9 protein-coding genes and 1 pseudogene are annotated in these 16207 nt (G+C 59.3%); 6 read left to right on the top strand and 4 right to left on the bottom strand.

What is annotated here, in order from left to right; genetic code table 11:
* Positions 1-745: 745 nt before the first annotated feature.
* On the top strand, positions 746-1786 hold the full coding sequence (locus R3C19_23650; GenBank protein ID MEZ6063352.1) for a hypothetical protein: 1041 nt from the start codon (positions 746-748) through the stop codon (positions 1784-1786).
* A gap of 40 nt (positions 1787-1826) precedes the next feature.
* Here the strand turns inward: R3C19_23650 and R3C19_23645 are convergent.
* A pseudogene (locus tag R3C19_23645) lies at positions 1827-2890 on the bottom strand (IS630 family transposase).
* A 434-nt stretch (positions 2891-3324) separates the two neighbouring features.
* Here R3C19_23645 and R3C19_23640 point away from each other — a divergent pair.
* Positions 3325-4275 (top strand): ParB/RepB/Spo0J family partition protein, encoded by a 951-nt coding sequence (locus R3C19_23640; protein MEZ6063351.1) that lies wholly within the window; start codon positions 3325-3327, stop codon positions 4273-4275.
* A gap of 55 nt (positions 4276-4330) precedes the next feature.
* Here R3C19_23640 and R3C19_23635 read toward each other — a convergent pair whose 3' ends face one another.
* Positions 4331-5470, bottom strand: a complete 1140-nt coding sequence (locus R3C19_23635) for a methyltransferase (protein MEZ6063350.1) — start codon at positions 5468-5470, stop codon at positions 4331-4333.
* 535 nt (positions 5471-6005) lie between these two features.
* On the opposite strand from R3C19_23635, the gene R3C19_23630 reads away from it, so the two are divergent.
* Both R3C19_23630 and R3C19_23625 read left to right on the top strand, forming a co-directional pair.
* Complete coding sequence (locus R3C19_23630) at positions 6006-7280, top strand: putative sugar nucleotidyl transferase (protein MEZ6063349.1); 1275 nt, start codon at positions 6006-6008, stop codon at positions 7278-7280.
* A gap of 231 nt (positions 7281-7511) precedes the next feature.
* A complete protein-coding gene (locus R3C19_23625) occupies positions 7512-9284 on the top strand; it encodes a redoxin domain-containing protein (GenBank protein ID MEZ6063348.1) in 1773 nt (590 codons plus the stop codon).
* Between the two features lie 318 nt (positions 9285-9602).
* Here R3C19_23625 and R3C19_23620 read toward each other — a convergent pair whose 3' ends face one another.
* Positions 9603-12734: a tetratricopeptide repeat protein gene (locus tag R3C19_23620; protein ID MEZ6063347.1), complete on the bottom strand. Its 3132-nt coding sequence runs from the start codon at positions 12732-12734 to the stop codon at positions 9603-9605.
* Positions 12735-13130: 396 nt separating this feature from the next.
* Here R3C19_23620 and R3C19_23615 point away from each other — a divergent pair, with 396 nt between their 5' ends.
* Together R3C19_23615 and R3C19_23610 are read left to right on the top strand one after the other, a co-directional pair.
* A complete protein-coding gene (locus R3C19_23615) occupies positions 13131-13778 on the top strand; it encodes a DNA-3-methyladenine glycosylase I (GenBank protein MEZ6063346.1) in 648 nt (215 codons plus the stop codon).
* A 175-nt stretch (positions 13779-13953) separates the two neighbouring features.
* Positions 13954-14700, top strand: a complete 747-nt coding sequence (locus R3C19_23610; GenBank protein ID MEZ6063345.1) for a pseudouridine synthase — start codon at positions 13954-13956, stop codon at positions 14698-14700.
* 88 nt (positions 14701-14788) lie between these two features.
* Here R3C19_23610 and R3C19_23605 read toward each other — a convergent pair whose 3' ends face one another.
* A complete protein-coding gene (locus R3C19_23605; protein MEZ6063344.1) occupies positions 14789-16162 on the bottom strand; it encodes a 6-phosphofructokinase in 1374 nt (457 codons plus the stop codon).
* Positions 16163-16207: the final 45 nt, after the last annotated feature.

Genomic DNA, 16207 nt, shown 5'->3' with positions numbered 1-16207 from the left:
TCGCACGTGCGCCAGGCAGGCCCGCGCGTGCGACATGCACGTCTGCGCGCGCGGCATTCAGGTGCGCGCCATCGTGAGCCGTCACACGCGCCGTCACCGCTCGTCCCAGGGACCGGTTCTCAGCCGACCTTCTGTCGTGACGCTGTGCCATGACCGAAATACCCAATCGATCAGGAATATATGGTAACGATCACGGCAAACGCAGACGAAGCCGGATGCAAGTGAAGACTGAACGTTTCGCCGGCCGCAGTCACGACGCGGCAGAAATGAAGTCCTGAACAAGTGAATCGCACGCGGCATTGCCTCAGACCTCGCGGACTGCGGCAGGGAAGCGCTCCCGGAAAGTTCACTCCCGCCGGGCAGGAGATTGAGGAGGTTGTCGCAGGTCGCTTTGAGATTCTGATTCTACCTGAACACGATTGCCGTAATCAGAAGTCTAACAATCTCTCTGACGTTCAGGAAAGAATTCCCCACGTTCAGCGATCGTGGTGTGAGTACCCGAAAGGTTGAACAACGCGGACCGTCGGTCAGGCAAACGTCCATCGGAACACAATTCTCAAAAGACGCAGGCGCCCCGTGCGCTCATGAACGCGGCGCCGTGGTCATCATTTGTTTGCAGTTCAATTCGGTCCGTTCGGGTATTCTGAAAGGGTGGTGTAACTTTTCACTTTACCCGGACGGAGCGTGATCAACGCTGCTGGACACCGAGGAGCGTGCAGGGGGGCGAGCGCCGGCGGCGTGGAGCTTGGCCATCCCGACGACTCTCGAATCTGCTGTTGCAAAGTACCTCCGATCCGGCAATCCCGCGCAGAGAACGCGCGAAGAGTACGCCACCACCCTCAGAAAATGGGCGCGATGGGGCGAAGGCGTGCCTCTGGATCAACTCAGTCGCAGCAAGCTGCGCGATTTTTTCAACTGGGCCTACGACGATGCGGCCACTCGTGACGGTCGGAATCCCGGGCGAACTGCCAACAAAGTGCGAGCGCACCTGCGGGCTGTTATGTCGTGGGCCTGGGAGCAGGATCTGGTCGATGCTCTGCCTCGCTTCCCAAAAGAGAAGCCTCAGCGTGACGTGGCAGGAAGGCACTACCTGACAAAGTCGGAGCTGAATGCACTCTATTTTGCGACTCATCGGATGAAGCGTCCACGAGGCTGGAAGCACCCGTTCCCGATTGGTCGCTACTGGCGAGCGGCGCTGGTCGCCTTCTTCAACTACGGGTTGGACACGGGTACGGTCTGGAAGACGGCACCGTTCCATGAGCCGATTCTGTGGCGTCATGTCTCGTGGAACCGGAGAGCGCCGGACCGCGAAGTCAAGGAACTTTCGCCCTGGGGCTGGTTGTTCTACCGCCGTGTGAAGACCGGCAAGGCATTCTTTCGACCGATGAACCGCACCGTGCATGAGCATATCAGGAGCATCATGCCGGAGACGCCGAATCCGAAAGCTCCCGTGTTTGCGGGTGGAGGCACACGGCCGAACAACCGCTTTCGCTCGATCTGCGAACTTGCGGGCATCGGCCCCAAGGCGAGCGTTGATCCCAGCGAGGATCGCCCCTGGGTCTTGAAGGATCTTCGCAAAACCTGCGCGACGCACTACGACGAGCACGTGCCCGAGTCATCGATCGAGATTCTCGGTCACTCTGCCGGCGGAATCACGTACCGCCACTACGCGCATCGAGTTCCGCTGGCGTTCAGGGCCATCATGACGCTGCCGCAACCATCCGCCTTCAAAGCCCTCGCGAGAGGCTTCGACGACCGCTGCCCATGCTGCAGACGACCATTCTGACGGGTGTCGGTTCGTCCTTGCGCATTTCGAGCATTATTCTTCACGCGGCTCGGAATGAGGCGATGTTGAATCGCTGGAAATTGTGAGTCATGAGTGTGGCGAGTCGGGATTTGTGTTTGGTGGGGATGTTTTCGAGGCAGTCGTCGATAGCCTGGCAGAAAGCCGCGAAATCATTGTAGTGTTTCCCGTAGAGGACATCGCGTTTGAAGAACTTCCACAGGCGCTCGATGATGTTCAGGTTGGGAGAATATGATGGCAGGAACTGCAGTCGGATATTGAGTGTCGCCGCGAGATTCATCACCAGGGCACAATGCTGGTAGCGAGCATTGTCCAGCACAAGCGTCACAGGCCCCGTCAGATTCAGGGCGGCAATTCTGCGAAGCAGCTCGCACATCGTATCTGACGACACGGTCCCGCTCGTCGTGATGCTCAGCAGTTGATGGGTCACGGCGTTCCATGCCCCCAGAACGCTGTAACGTTTGCGACCGGAAGCACCTCGAATGAACAGCCGCCGCGCACACCACAGACAGCACAGAAACGCTCCCTGAACAAAGTGAGCCGCATCAACAAAGAACACATGGCCATCACCGCTGCGAGCCGATTCCAGCAGCGGCTCCAGTGTGTTGTCGAGGAATTCCTCCTGAGTGGCCGCGTGCTCTTCGACGGATTTTTTCGGAGGCAGCGGGATCGCCGCCGTGCATCGCCACTTCAGCCCCAGACTTTTTTTAAAAAGCGACGCGTCTGAGTCAACCCGCGTTTGACTCCCGTTGCTGCCTCGATTCGTTGACAGGCTTCCGCCGTTGTGTGCGGCGGATCAGCAAGAAACATTTCCTCCAGCGAGGCACGATGCTCCATGAGCTCACTGACCGGGCCACTCCAGTCGAATCGCTTCAGACCCTCGATGCCGCCTTCGCGATAGATGGACACGTATCGATCAACCGTCGCGTGAGAAACCCCCGCCAGCCTCGCCGCATTCGCATTGGTTTCGCCCAGACTGACATACCACAACACATCCATCCGCAACTGGACCCGCGGATGAGGATGACCAAACCGCTCCGCCTTCAATGCCTGCCGCTCTTCTTCCGTAAACGTCAACCGAGCCATCCTTGACTCCTTCACCAAAAAACTACACCCCCACAACTCCCGCAAACCGAAGTCTCTCTCGAAACCCGCTTCCTGAACAGACCTCATTTTGACCCGCGCGAAGAAGAATTCACGTGACCGGCTGACGGTGTGCCGGGCCGCCGGGCCTGAAATGCTTCGGAACAGGCAGCCGTATTTCACGAACGAACGGACACGATGACGTCCTCTGTGCAGTACCATGGCGAGGCCCATTCTGTGCGAAAACGCCGGACTGTCTTTGATCTTCACTCAGGGTGCCGACGAGCCGTACAAAGCGCCTGGTTTACCAGACCAGCAGCATTGCGTAACGGCTGTTCCGGCTGTTCCGGATTTGTCGATCCTTCCTGTGTGCGAACCGGCTTCGACAGGGACCGCGTTGCCGGTCGTCCCATTCCGCAACGAACCAAGGCTGGGAAATGGAAGCTTACGCGACGGAACAGAATGGCACCGAAAAGCCTGTCTTCAAGCGGCGGCTGGGGCGGGGCCTGAATGCTTTGCTGGGCAGTGACAGCACCGGGGAACCGCGGCCCGGCGAACCGGCAGCGCCAGTGCAGTTGTATTCTCCCTGTGCCGACGAAATCAGTCTGGAACTGATTGAACGCAACCCGTTTCAGCCCCGGCGGGAGTTTGATCAGGCGGCCATCGACGAACTCGCGGACAGCATTCGGAAGCACGGAGTCTTGCAGCCGCTGCTGGTCCGTCCTCGGGGAGAAGGCTATCAGTTGGTCGCCGGTGAACGTCGCTGGCGAGCCGCGCAACAGGTGGGGCTGGAAATGATTCCCTGCCGTGTCGTTGAACTTGAAGACAATCAGGTCTGCGAGGCAGCGATCGAGGAGAATCTGAAGCGTCAGGACCTGAACGTGCTGGAGAAGGCCGAAGCGTTTCGCGACTACCTTGAACGATTCGGCGGCACGATTGAGGACCTGGCAAAACAGCTTAGCATGAGCCGGTCGACGGTCAGCAACATGATGCGGCTGCTGGAACTTCCCGAAGTCGTGAAGGAAGCTGTTCGACAGGACCGCATTTCCGGCGGCCACGCTCGGGCGATGCTGCCATTGTCCCACGACGCTCAGGCGGAACTTGCTCGACAGATCGAGGAGAAAGGGCTGTCCGTTCGCAAGACGGAAGAAGCCGTGCGACAGATTCTGAAGTCCGGCACGACCAGTCCGGAATCGCCGGCCCAGGCATCCCCTGCACCGCCGGAAGCGTCGGCTCATGTTGTGTCACTTCAGAACTCGCTCCGTGACCAGTTTGGGGCGAAGGTTGAGATCCGGCTGAAGAAGCAGGATTCCGGCCAGATCGTGATTCACTTCACTTCGAACGACGACTTCGAGCGAATCATCGGGCGCTTGCGGAAAGTGGCATAGCTTCCCGGTACAGCACCACTCGGACTTCGCTGCACTGCGTGAGAAACATTGTTGCTCAGCGGACGGAACACAGCACGTCGTAGTCGCCGTAGCGATGAACGTCGACGTTGCCAAAGATTTCCGTCATTCGATTCCTGTGCCATTCCGTCAGTTTTGTCACCAGGTGCAGACGCCCTCCCGGCGTCAATGCTGCTTCGGCCGACTGAAGGAACAGTTCGGAAATTCGGAAGTCGGAGTAATACGGCGGATTCGTCAGGAACAGTTCGTATGTTCCGGCATGCGGAAGAATGCCGTTGGACGTCAGCATCACGGCGACGTTTGCGGCATTGTTCAGCCGTGCGGTCTGCTCCGTCGACTGAACGGCTCGCGCGTGGCTGTCGACGGCCAGTACGGACGCCTCCGGAAATCGCAGCGCCGCGGCGACCGCGACAGCTCCACAGCCGCAGCCGAGTTCCACAATTCGGCGGGGCGACATGATCCCCTTCGTGGAGGCATCGTTCAGCAGCTCCAGCGAACGCAACAAGGCCCGCGCGCCTGCGTCCACTCGACGATGACTGAAGACGCCGGGCCGCGACGCGCAGCGGATCAGTGTCTCACCGTCGCGGAATGCAAACTCCGCTCGAAACTCCCTGCGCTTCTTCGGCCCCGCGCCCTTTCGAGCGATGTAACAGGTGCCGCGTTTGTCCTTCTTCACCGTTGTGCGGCCGAACATCGTCCGGAGCTGTTCGTGAAGCCAGTGGTCTCTGGGATTGTCGGTGGAGATGATCAGCCGACCATTTGGCTTCAGGCGGTCGGCAATCTGCTGCAGCAGGTCGCGAGTCAGTTCGGCGACGGAACGAGCTTCGGTGGCGAAGACGACCGTGTCAAATTCCCCTTCGGGCAGATCCGGCATGCAGAACAGATCCACCTGCGGCAGATCTTCCTCCGGGGATTCGTCGCCGGAGTCATCTTCGTTCAATGCCCGGACAACTGCATCCAGATAGAAGTGCTCGGGCGTGAAAATCGTCCACGCAACGTCGCGCCGCAGGTTCACCAGATGCTTTGCCAGAGCGGTGCCGCTGACCAGTACCAGAAGTCCTTTTGGCGGCAGAATCTCGTCGGTCGCATTCAGGAGCAGCCGGTCAGGAATCCCGCGCGGCGGCGACGGAACAGTCACGCGTCGGGACGATTTGTGAGTTTTCGAACGAGTAGGCATCTTGATTCCGTGAACGCAGCAGGGAAGACCGGCGATTGTACGGAATCGAAGGAGAATTCAGAGCCAGACACGTCAAGTCCGGGAACCTGCAAGGCTGCCGCGATTCGCAGGGTGCGCGACACATGCGGCACCGCGGGAATGGACGAGCCGGATGTCAGGACGCTGAAAACACAGGATTGACTCCGGAACAGGTCGGGTAAATGCCGTTGGGTATTGTGGACTGGCGCGCGAGTCGCCTTGTTCAAGGTCCCCGCGGCCCTTCTTTCCGGCAGACTTTGCCGAACGTCTCCGGAGCGCAGCAGTGAGTGGCAAATTCACGAACGCGGCAGCAATTGAATCACGGTCGTCGTGGCCGTCGACGCAGAACTCGGATGTACACACTAGGGGCGTTTTTGCAAAATTCTGACGCCGCCGAATCGCGTGAGCGGCCTGGAAGGAAGCTTTCCGATTGACGGTACAAAGCCAATTGGAAAGCACCGACTTTCGCTGTGGCCGATGTCGACCCGCCGCAAGCCGCCAGAGACGGTGAAGTTCTATGCGATTTTTCCTGTTTGAAGATTCCGGCACCGACGCTCTATTCCCGCTGGCTTTGACAAGACCGGTTTTTGAACTGATCTGCGGTCGCGAAAGTCTGCGACGACGAGTGCAGCGCTGGTTTCCACGAGCCGACTGGGGGGCTCGCGTACGTCCGTGGCTGCAGGAGGTCTATCGGGAAGAGCACCCGGATTCTCATGTGAACGATCTGGCCTGGCTTGCCGAACAACCCGTGCTGATGATGAACGGCCGGTGGATGCCGGAACGCCATCTGAACGAAGTCGATGTGACGATGGACAACGCGGGATTCATCGACGGGCATCTGACATGGATCGCGCTGGCGCCGGAAGAGGCCCGCCTGCTCTGCGACGATGGTTTTCACGAAACGCTGCTGGGAATCGCTCGCAGCCGGCGCGTCGTTGAGGCGTCCGGAATCATGATTCGCAGGCCGTGGGATCTGGTGAACCACAATGGCGTTCAACTGGATCGTGACTTCATGGACGAAGGCGTCTCGCAGATTTCTCCGGCACCACATGTGCAGTGCCTTGGTGATCCGGGCGACGTCTACATTTCCGAACAGTCGGAGATCGACCCGTACGTGGTCATTGACGCCCGCCACGGGCCGGTGTCCATTGATCGCGATGTCCAGATTCAGTCATTCACGCGAATCGAAGGGCCGTGCCATATTACTCGCGGCACCAAAGTGTTTCGGGCGCTGATTCACGGCGGCACAACCATTGGCGCAACGTGCCGTGCCGGAGGCGAAATTGAAAACTCCATCCTGCACGCCTGTGTCAACAAGTACCACGAAGGTTTCCTGGGACACAGCTATATCTGTCCGTGGGTCAACATTGGAGCAATCTCATCAACGTCCGACCTGAAGAACGATTACACATCGGTCCAGGTGCCGCTGCAGGGCGAATTGATTGATTCGGGGCTGATGAAGGTCGGATCGTTTATTGGTGACCACACCAAGACTGCGATTGACAGCATGTTCAATGTGGGTTCGTCACTGGGAGTCATGACGGTTGTGCTGCCCGGCGGCCGACTGCTGCCTCGGAATATCCCTTCCTTCTGCAACGTCAGCTTCGGCGAACTGGCGGCCGACTGGCCTCTCGAAAAGAGTATCGAGACGGCTCGTCAGGCCATGGCGCGCCGCGACTGCGAGCTGACACCGGCGATGGCAACGCTCTTCCGAACGCTGTACGACATGACCGCCGACGAACGGACGGCTGCACTGAATCGGGCGATTCAGAATCGCATCAGTCGAACATGACCGCCCGCGAGGAAACTTCCTGCCTTTGTCAGGGAGCGTTGCGCATCGTCCGTCGCGGCAACGTCCGATCGTGTGTTCGCGTCAAAACATGTGCCACTTTCGCTTGCGTTTGATCGCAGATTTCCGCGAAGCTGTCGCGCGGGCACGTTTCCTTTGCACAATTTCCCGCACTCCCCGGACGCGCCGGCACGGAAACCGCGTGACCGGGGGCTTCTGTGATCGAATTGAACCATGCATTTGTTTGAGTTCCGCCGAATCGGAAATCTCCTGATTCTGACAGCGATCGCCTGGATCTGTGTATCGGGCAGGTCGGCGCTGACCGCCGCCGATTTGCCGATCGCAGATTTTTCGCTTCAGACCCATCGCGGTCAGCGTACATCACTAAACGATTTCGCGGACCGGAAATTGATTGTCATCGCTTTTCTGGGAACCCAGTGTCCGCTGGCAAAACTGTACGGGCCCAGACTGGCGGAACTGCATGGGGAATACAGTGACAGAGGTGTCGCGTTTGTGGGGATTAATTCGAATACTCAGGACAGCATCACCGAAATCACGGCCTACGTGAATCGGCACGAGATTCCGTTTCCCGTCCTGAAGGATCCCGGAAACCGCGTCGCCGACCAATTCGGCGCGGAACGGACGCCCGAAGTCTTCGTGCTGGACCAGAATCGAAAGGTGCGATACCGGGGCAGAATTGACGACCAGTACCTTGTCGGATTGTCGCGTGACAGGGTCCGGCGACGTGACCTGGCGATCGCCATTGAAGAACTGCTGTCCGGCAACGAAGCCAGCGTCACGGAAACAGAAGCCATCGGCTGTCACATCGGACGTATTCAGAAGGTCGAACCGACCGGAGACGTGACGTACGCGAATCAGATTTCGCGGATTTTCAACAGTCGCTGTCTGGAATGTCATCGTGACGGTCAGATTGCTCCATTCTCACTGGCTGGCTATGCCGACACGATCGGCTGGGAAGACACCATTCTGGAAGTGATCGCCGACAATCGGATGCCGCCGTGGTACGCGAATCCCGACCATGGAACTTTCCGGAACGACGCACGCCTCAGCGATGACGAAAAGCAGCTGATCCGAACGTGGGTGGAAAACGGGATGCCGGAAGGTGATCCGTCGCAGCTTCCGGATCCCCCGGAGTTCGCGACCGGGTGGCGAATGCCGCAGCCGGACCAGGTGATCGCCATGAGTGACGAAGCTTTCACCGTGCCGGCGACGGGAGTTGTCAACTATCAGTACTTTTCGGTTGACCCTGGCTGGACGGAAGACAAATTCGTGACGGCCGCGGAGGCGCGGCCGGACAATTTCGGTGTTGTCCACCACATCATCGCCTACGCGATTCCGCCGGGAGATGAAGAAGAACGAAAGAAGCAGCGAACGATGCTGGTGGGATACGCTCCCGGAGCGACTCCAAACGTGCTGGACGACGGAATCGCAATGTACATTCCCGCGGGCAGCACACTGCTTTTCGAAATGCACTACACGCCGAATGGTTCACAGCAGTCCGATCGAAGCCACATCGGCCTGAAGTTCACGGAAAAGAAGAACGTTCGAAAACTGCTGCAGGGCCGTGTGGCCATGGAAGCGGATTTCGAGATTCCGGCCGGCGCTTCCAACCACGAAGTCACGGCTGAATACCGTGCCCGTCGCGATGAACTGCTGCTGTGCATGACGCCTCACATGCACGTCCGCGGCAGGTCGTTTCGCTTTGAGGCGTTCTATCCGGATGGAGGGCAGGAGATTCTGCTGGACGTTCCAAAGTACGACTTCAACTGGCAGTTGAACTACCGGTTGTCCGAACCAAAGCTGCTGCCAAAGGGAACTCGTATCCTCTGTACGGCGGCGTTTGACAACTCCGACGCCAATCCGGTGAATCCCGATCCCGGTCGATCTGTTCGCTGGGGTGATCAGAGCTGGGAAGAAATGATGATTGGATTCCTCGACGTTGTGGAACCCGACGCGGCAGCGAGCGCTTCGTCAGCCGAGCATTGACGGGCGGATCGCACCGGTCCCACGATCCGGAGGGCTCTGCATCCGGGAGATCGCTACAAGCGGGAGGGCGCTGCAACCGGGAGGGCGAGGCTCCTGCCGAGCCGCAGCTTCATCGGAGGCACTTTGACACACTTGGCTTGGCAGGAGCCTTGCCTTCCCGGATGTCCGTCGCACTTCTGCATCCATCGAATCAGAACGGCAGACCACAAACGCTGACCGATCCGCGAGTGCCGTGCGGCTCGCCGTGAGATCCCGCCAGGTTCTGCGATGTTCAGGCGTTGCCCGACGTAAGCCGCCGGTTGTGCGCTGCGGTGACGCCTACGACGCCGCTGCCTTCAGAACGGCAAGCCGCTCGCGAGCCCGGTCAACGTATTCGGACGTCGGGAAGTCCTTCAGCAGTTCTTCATAGCTTCGAATTGCTGCGTCCTTCAGCTTCAGTGCTTCCTCGCATTGCGCGGCCTGATAGAGAGCACGTCCGCGCCATTCGTCGTAGGCGTAGTTTGTCACCACGCGAAGAAACTCCTTGCGAGCCAGGTTCAGGTGGTTGTCCACGTCGCTTTGCAGCAACAGCGTCTCAGCGAGCAGAAACTGGCACCGCGCGGCTGTTTCCGTTCCCCGACAGACGGGATCCTGCGTCACTTTCTGAAAGTACTCGCGAGCCCTTGCAAAGTCCGGTTCGGCCTGAAATTTCCAGCGCCGCCCCTGGACATCATGCGTCTGAAACAGAAAGCGGGACTGCGGAGCTCTGGACTCCAGTTCGGCGACAATGGGGTCGATCTCGGTGTATCGCTTTGAGGCCAGAGCCAGCTCCGCAAGAACCACCCAGATCCGTTCCGTCCATTCTCCGGCCTCCACTCTGCCGTCCACAACAGCCATTCGAAGCTGCTGCAGTTCCTTTTCGGCCTGCGCGAATTCGTTGAGATTCAGCAGCGCTTCGGCATGCAGCAGCGTGGCATTTGCCGCCTGAGGACTTTCCGGATACTTCGCAAGGAACTGATCGCCGTATTCCCGCACCTGGTTCCAGTTGCGGTTTCCGGCATTGATTTCGATCAGATGGAAGACGGCGTTTTGTTTTTCGACGTCGCCATATTCAGGAGTGCTGAGAATAGCACGGAACTCGCGCTCAGCCTGATCAAAACGGTTTGCCGCCATTTCACTTTCGGCCAGCGAAAGACGTGCGTGGCCGGCGAATTTGCTGCCGGGAAACTGTTCCAGCAGTCGGCGATAGATTTCATCCGATCGAGCGTACCGGCCATTGGACAGATTGATCCACGCCCATTCATCCAGGATCTGGTCCTGCGATTCGGCGGGTTTCAGTTGTGTGATGATTTTTTCCCAGGTCGCGTCGGCCTCTTCAACTCGACCGGCGCGGCCCAGCAGGCGTGCCGCCAGTTGACCGGAATCAAACGCGAACCTGCGGCGCTTGTCCTGGTCGGACGGATTCGCGGGCTGAGCAGGTTCGTCGCTGAGCCTTGTGAAGACGTCCAGCGCGGCGGTGATGGCCTGGTCATCCTGCCCGGCGTCGTGCAGGCTGTTGGCGCGCATGAACGCAGCTTCGGCGGCCTGGCCTGATTCCGGAAACTCGTCGGCCAGAGTTCCGAAAGTCTCCGCGGCCTTGTCGAACTGCTCCAGCCGGTACTGGCTCCACGCCTGGCCTGACAGCCCCGCTTCGCGAACAAGCGGTTCCTGACGGCGCCCGGCGGCGGCTTCGAAAAACACAACTGCTGCCTTGTTGTTTTCCCGCTGCATGGCGACGTTGGCGGATTGCAGGATGGCAGTCCATGTCTGAGGCCGGTCCGGGTACTCCTTCGACAATGTCAGGACATCCGCTGCCGCAACGTCAAACCGGTCCAGATGCGCGGCAGCCACGGCTCGCGCGGCAAGGACATCCGGAGTCTGACGGCTGCCGGTGCCGGACGACAAGAACTGATCGGCATAGTTCTGCACGGCTTCGTAACGTTCCAGCTGCAGGCTGCTCATCGCGGCTGTGGCAAGTGCTCCGTTCAGGTGCGCGAACTCCGGCTTCAAAAGACTGGGCCGCAGTCTTTCCATTTCCGCCAGAGCGTCCTCGTGCCTCCCCGCTTCGTGGAATGCCCGCAGCAGATAGTACTGACCGAAGACGGGAGTACGGTTGTCGGCATCAGCCGCGGCCCGTGCAATCGGCTGCAGTACGGAGATTGCCTGTTCGGCCTTGTTTTCCGTCAGCAGGATTCGTCCTTCCAAGACGCCCGCACGGCTGTCCATGCCGGACGCGGAGTGGTCGCTTTCCAGTCGATCCAGCAGACGTCGCGCGGTTGGAATCTGATTCAGGTCCAGATGAAGTTCCGCGGCGTTAAACAGGCTGTCGGCAACCCGGTTGTCGTCAGGCCAGCGATCGGCCAGGTCTTCGTACATCTGCGCCGCTTCCGCAATCCGTCCGTCCACGCGTTCCAGCTCGGCTCGTTCAAACACAATTTCCGGTGCCAGAGAAGTATCGCCGGCGGCGGTGAGTGCCCGATCCAGCTCTTCGCGAGCCGCATCGGTGCGTCCCAGAGACTGCAGCGAAAGCCCGGTCATCAACGCTGCTCTTGCCGCATACTCCGAATCCGGCGGAACTTTGCGGAAGCGGTTGATGGCGCTTTCGAAGTCCTTCACGCGATACTGCGCCATGCCGGAATTCAGTGCCGCCGCCGTCGCTCGATCGGAATCCGCAAAACGTTCCAGAATCTGGTCGTAAGCCGCCGACGCTTCGAGGTATTTCTCCTGACGGAACAGCATGATTCCCTGGCGAGTCAGTGCGTCGACGGCGACCGCCGGAGTCGTGTTCTCGGCCAGCCTGCGATACGTCGCGACTGCCTCGTCGTGCTGCCCGGCGCCATCCAGCGCTCGTGCCAGAGCGAACCCGGCGTCGGCCTGCAACTGCGGATCCGGCTTTAGCGCCAGCAACTCGCGCAGCGTATTCTGGGCTTTGCTCCACTGCTGCAGTTCGGCATACGAATCACCCAGAAGCAGCCGTGCCCAGTTGTTCTGCGTATGGCCGGAGTGCAGCTCCAGATACTGCTGAAGCTGTCGGACGGAGGCGTCGTAGTCCTTCAGATAATAGCTGCATTCACCAAGGCGATATCTTGCGTCGGCAATGTTCGCACTGTCCGGATCGGCGGTGATGAACGCGGCAAACTGCTCGCGCGCCGGCTCGTATTGTTCGAGCAGGTTCAACGACAAAGCGTAGTACAGGCGCGCCAGATTCGTGCGGGGATGGTCGGGAAACTGCTTCAGGAAGCCGCCGAACGTCTCCGCCGCAAGGTCGAAACGCTGCTTGCGGTAGAGTCCGACGCCAAGGTTGAATTCATCGGACGCTTCGTCGGCAACAGTCGAGGCCGGATCGGGCGACGCTGTCCCTGACAGTACAATCAGGCAGACGACAATTGCCAAAACGCGCCGTACAAAGGCGGAAGTTGGATTCGCTTTCATGGGGCATCGTTCAGAACAGGTTCGGATGCGGTGGTTCCGTCACACGTCATCCACGGATACTTTCCGTGGCGCCTTGAATGTGTTCGATTCTACGGTTGCAAATCGCGAATCCGAAGTGTCGACTGCGTGAAACTTGCGAGTCTCCCGCAGGGATTCGCGACAGTCGCGATCCAGGACAGTGGCAAATGCGATTCGCAGGTCAGAGTTTTCCGTGGTGAACGGGGTGACGAGTCCCTCCTGTCCGCCAATTCCGGGGACTTGTCATTTCGTCCACCACAGGTGCGAAGTCGGAAAGGGGATCTGTTCCGAGCGCAGGTTGACGGAAGGACGGTCATCTCGCAGACTCACGTTCGGTGCCCGTTCCCTTTCGGTCTTTTGCCGGAACCACCGATTTCCATGCCAGACCCGGTCGATACAGAGTCACTGAAACCCGGCCCCGACGGCCGGTTGCGCTGCTGGTGGTGTCACGCACATGACGACTACCGCGAATATCATGACCGGGAATGGGGGCTGCCTGTTGCCGAAGACCACAGGCTGTTTGAAAAGATCTGCCTGGAGGGATTTCAGTCCGGATTGAGCTGGCTGACGATTTTGCGCAAGCGGGAGAATTTTCGCAGAGCATTCCGCGATTTTGACTTCGTACGCATCGCCAGATTCACACAGCGCGACGTGAACAGGCTGCTCAGCGATCAGGGAATTATCCGGCACCGCGGCAAGATTGAAGCGACGATCAACAACGCGTCCAGAGCAGTCGCGCTGGTCGCGGAATTCGGATCTCTTGCCGCCTGGGTCTGGCAGTTCGAACCTTCCGAAGAAGATGTCGGTCTGCTGGAGTCGAAGTCGCAGGCGTGTGAACGGACGACCTGCCCGGAAGCCGTCGACCTGTCGAAACAACTGCGAAAGCGAGGCTGGAAGTTTGTCGGTCCCACCACGGCGTACGCATTCATGCAGGCAATGGGCATGGTTAACGATCACCTGAAAGATTGCGAATTCCGCAGGAAGGTCAGCAACGCTCGCAACAAATTCCGGCGCCCGATCCTGTGACTTCCAACGGTTTCGCTTCCACTCGGTCAAACCCGCATTTCGAACGCTCAAACAGTGCGGGATGCGGAATTCTTGTCGAAGATCAAACTCGAACGATCCGGGGCGGCAAAGACACGCCGCGGCATTCGCGATGCCAACGGACGTCGCGAATGAGTCCGCGACAGCGGAGGGTCTGATGTTGAAGATCCTGTTTCATGACCGCCACCTGATTGCCGTGCATAAGCCGTCCGGGCAGTTCGTCCATGCAACGAACCTGGACCGAACGGCCGGTTTGCCTCTGCTGCAGGAAGTTCGCGACGAGATTGGAAGTCTGGTGTTTCCCTTTCATCGCCTTGACCGGGCGGCATCGGGAATTGTGGTGTTTGGTCTATCGCCGGACACGGCGGCAGCGATGGGCCGCCTGTTTGCCGCTCGACGTGTCACAAAGGAATACGCGGCACTTGTGCGAGGATTCTGCACGACCTGCCGGATCGACCGACCGCTCCAGCGCAGGCGAAGCAGGAAAGCAGCGTCGCCGGACAATCTTCAGTCTGCGGTCACAGATGTTACATGTCTGCGTCGCTATGAGATCCCGGAACCTTCCGAGCAGTTCGCGACGGTCCGCTGCTCACTGATTCGAGCGGTTCCCGGTACCGGGCGGTTCCATCAGCTTCGCAGGCATCTGAACGGCATCAGCCATCCGATTGTGGGCGACACTTCTCACGGTGATACTCGCCGCAACCGAATTTTTCGAATCCGGTTCGGGTCATCGCGCCTGATGCTGGCGGCCACCCGTCTGACTTTTGACCATCCGGTCACCGGCAGGAACGTGTGCATCGAATGCGATCCTGCGGATGACTTCCAGCAGGTGGTCAGCCGGCTGCAGCCGTACGCCACCGACGATCAGTCCGTTGGTGAGCTTGCCGTTCGGTCAGGCTCGTGAGGAACCTGCCGCCGCGAATGCAGCCTTCCGCGCGGCGGAATGGCGTCTGTGGGTTGTCCGACGCGGCATGATACGAATGCCGCCCGCGTTACACGTAGCGAATTCGTTTTCGCATATCGATATTGACGCTTTGGTAACGCGTCGACAGGTTGCCGGGGCTGAACAATTCGGCCCGCATGAATTCAACGTCGTCCCAGCCGATGGCGTTGGTAAAGATGGGCCTCAGGTACTGCTGTCCAAAGACCGACAACTGCATCCGGCGCGCGTCGTACATGCTGGCGTGAACGGTGCGAGGATGAATTTCGCCCCAGCGGTCGCGAAGGTGATTGGCCGACAACGAACTGAGACCGAAACCCTGCTGGCTGTTGTAGTCAATCGTGGCGATCACGTTGGTTTCGCCGCGAGTCATGAGTTCGACCGCGCGGCCTCCAAGTTGAGCGGCGTGAAACCGGTCGAACAGGATCGGGCGTCCTCCCCGCTGAGTATGGCCGATCTTGCGTGTAAAAAAGGCGGATTCCCGGGGTTCGTGAGTTCGGACCGTACCAATGAGATCGCCGTCGATGCGCGCCCGCAGCATGTCCGCCAGCGCCTCGGCCGCTCCGTTGTAGCGAATGTTGCCGGCCGGATCGTAGGTTGCCGAATCGGCACCCAGCTCACGGCCGTCCATGCCGCGAACACCTTCACCCGCGACAATCACCACATGGTGCTGCAGGTCGTAGAGCTGCCGAATGCGCTGTTCCAGAGCGTCAATATCCACCGGAACTTCGGGAATCAGAATGATGTCCGGCTGACCGTAGGCGGCTCCCAGCGCGATGTATCCGGATTGCCGTCCCATGACTTCAATGATGGCGATTCGCCGGTGACTTTCCGCCGTCGTTCGCAGTCGCTGCAATGACGACGCTACGACAAACACAGCCGTTGCATAACCGGGAGTCGCGTAGTTGACGATGTCATCCAACGCGATCGAATCGCGGGACGACGTCAGCACATCCCTGAAACCGCTCGGTGTATCCGCCGGAACGCGAGCCCAGTCGTTGGGTTCGTCGAGATAGTTCAGGCCCAGATCGTTGTCGATCGTCTTTGGAGCCAGCACGCACGGCATGAACTCCGAAAACGGCTGCATTCCGTTGATTGTGCCGTCGCCGCCAATACAGATCAGACCATCGATTTCCAGCTTCGGCAGGTTCTTCCTGGCAAGGTGAAGTTCGGGCGAATCCGGTTTGATGTAAGTACGAGAGGAACCGATCAGTGTTCCTCCCTTGCACGGATCGAGTTCCGGGATCGTTGTGAACAGTGGGTTCAACAGCACATGAGGCAGTCGATCATGCAGCATCCCCGCGTATCCGCGAATGATGCCCACCAGTTCGATGTTTCGCCGGTTGGCCTCTTCGGCCGCGCCGTAGATCGTGGCATTCAGAGCCGGCGTGTCGCCACCGGCCGTTAGAATTCCGATTCGCTTCATGGGTTCGACTTCCGAGTTGCCGAGACCGGTTCGAGGGGATCATTC

This window comes from Planctomycetaceae bacterium, from assembly GCA_041398785.1.
In the GTDB taxonomy this organism is placed as follows: domain Bacteria; phylum Planctomycetota; class Planctomycetia; order Planctomycetales; family Planctomycetaceae; genus JAWKUA01.
The sequence above is the reverse complement of the archived record's forward strand: the minus strand, read 5'-3'. Positions and strand labels throughout refer to the sequence as shown.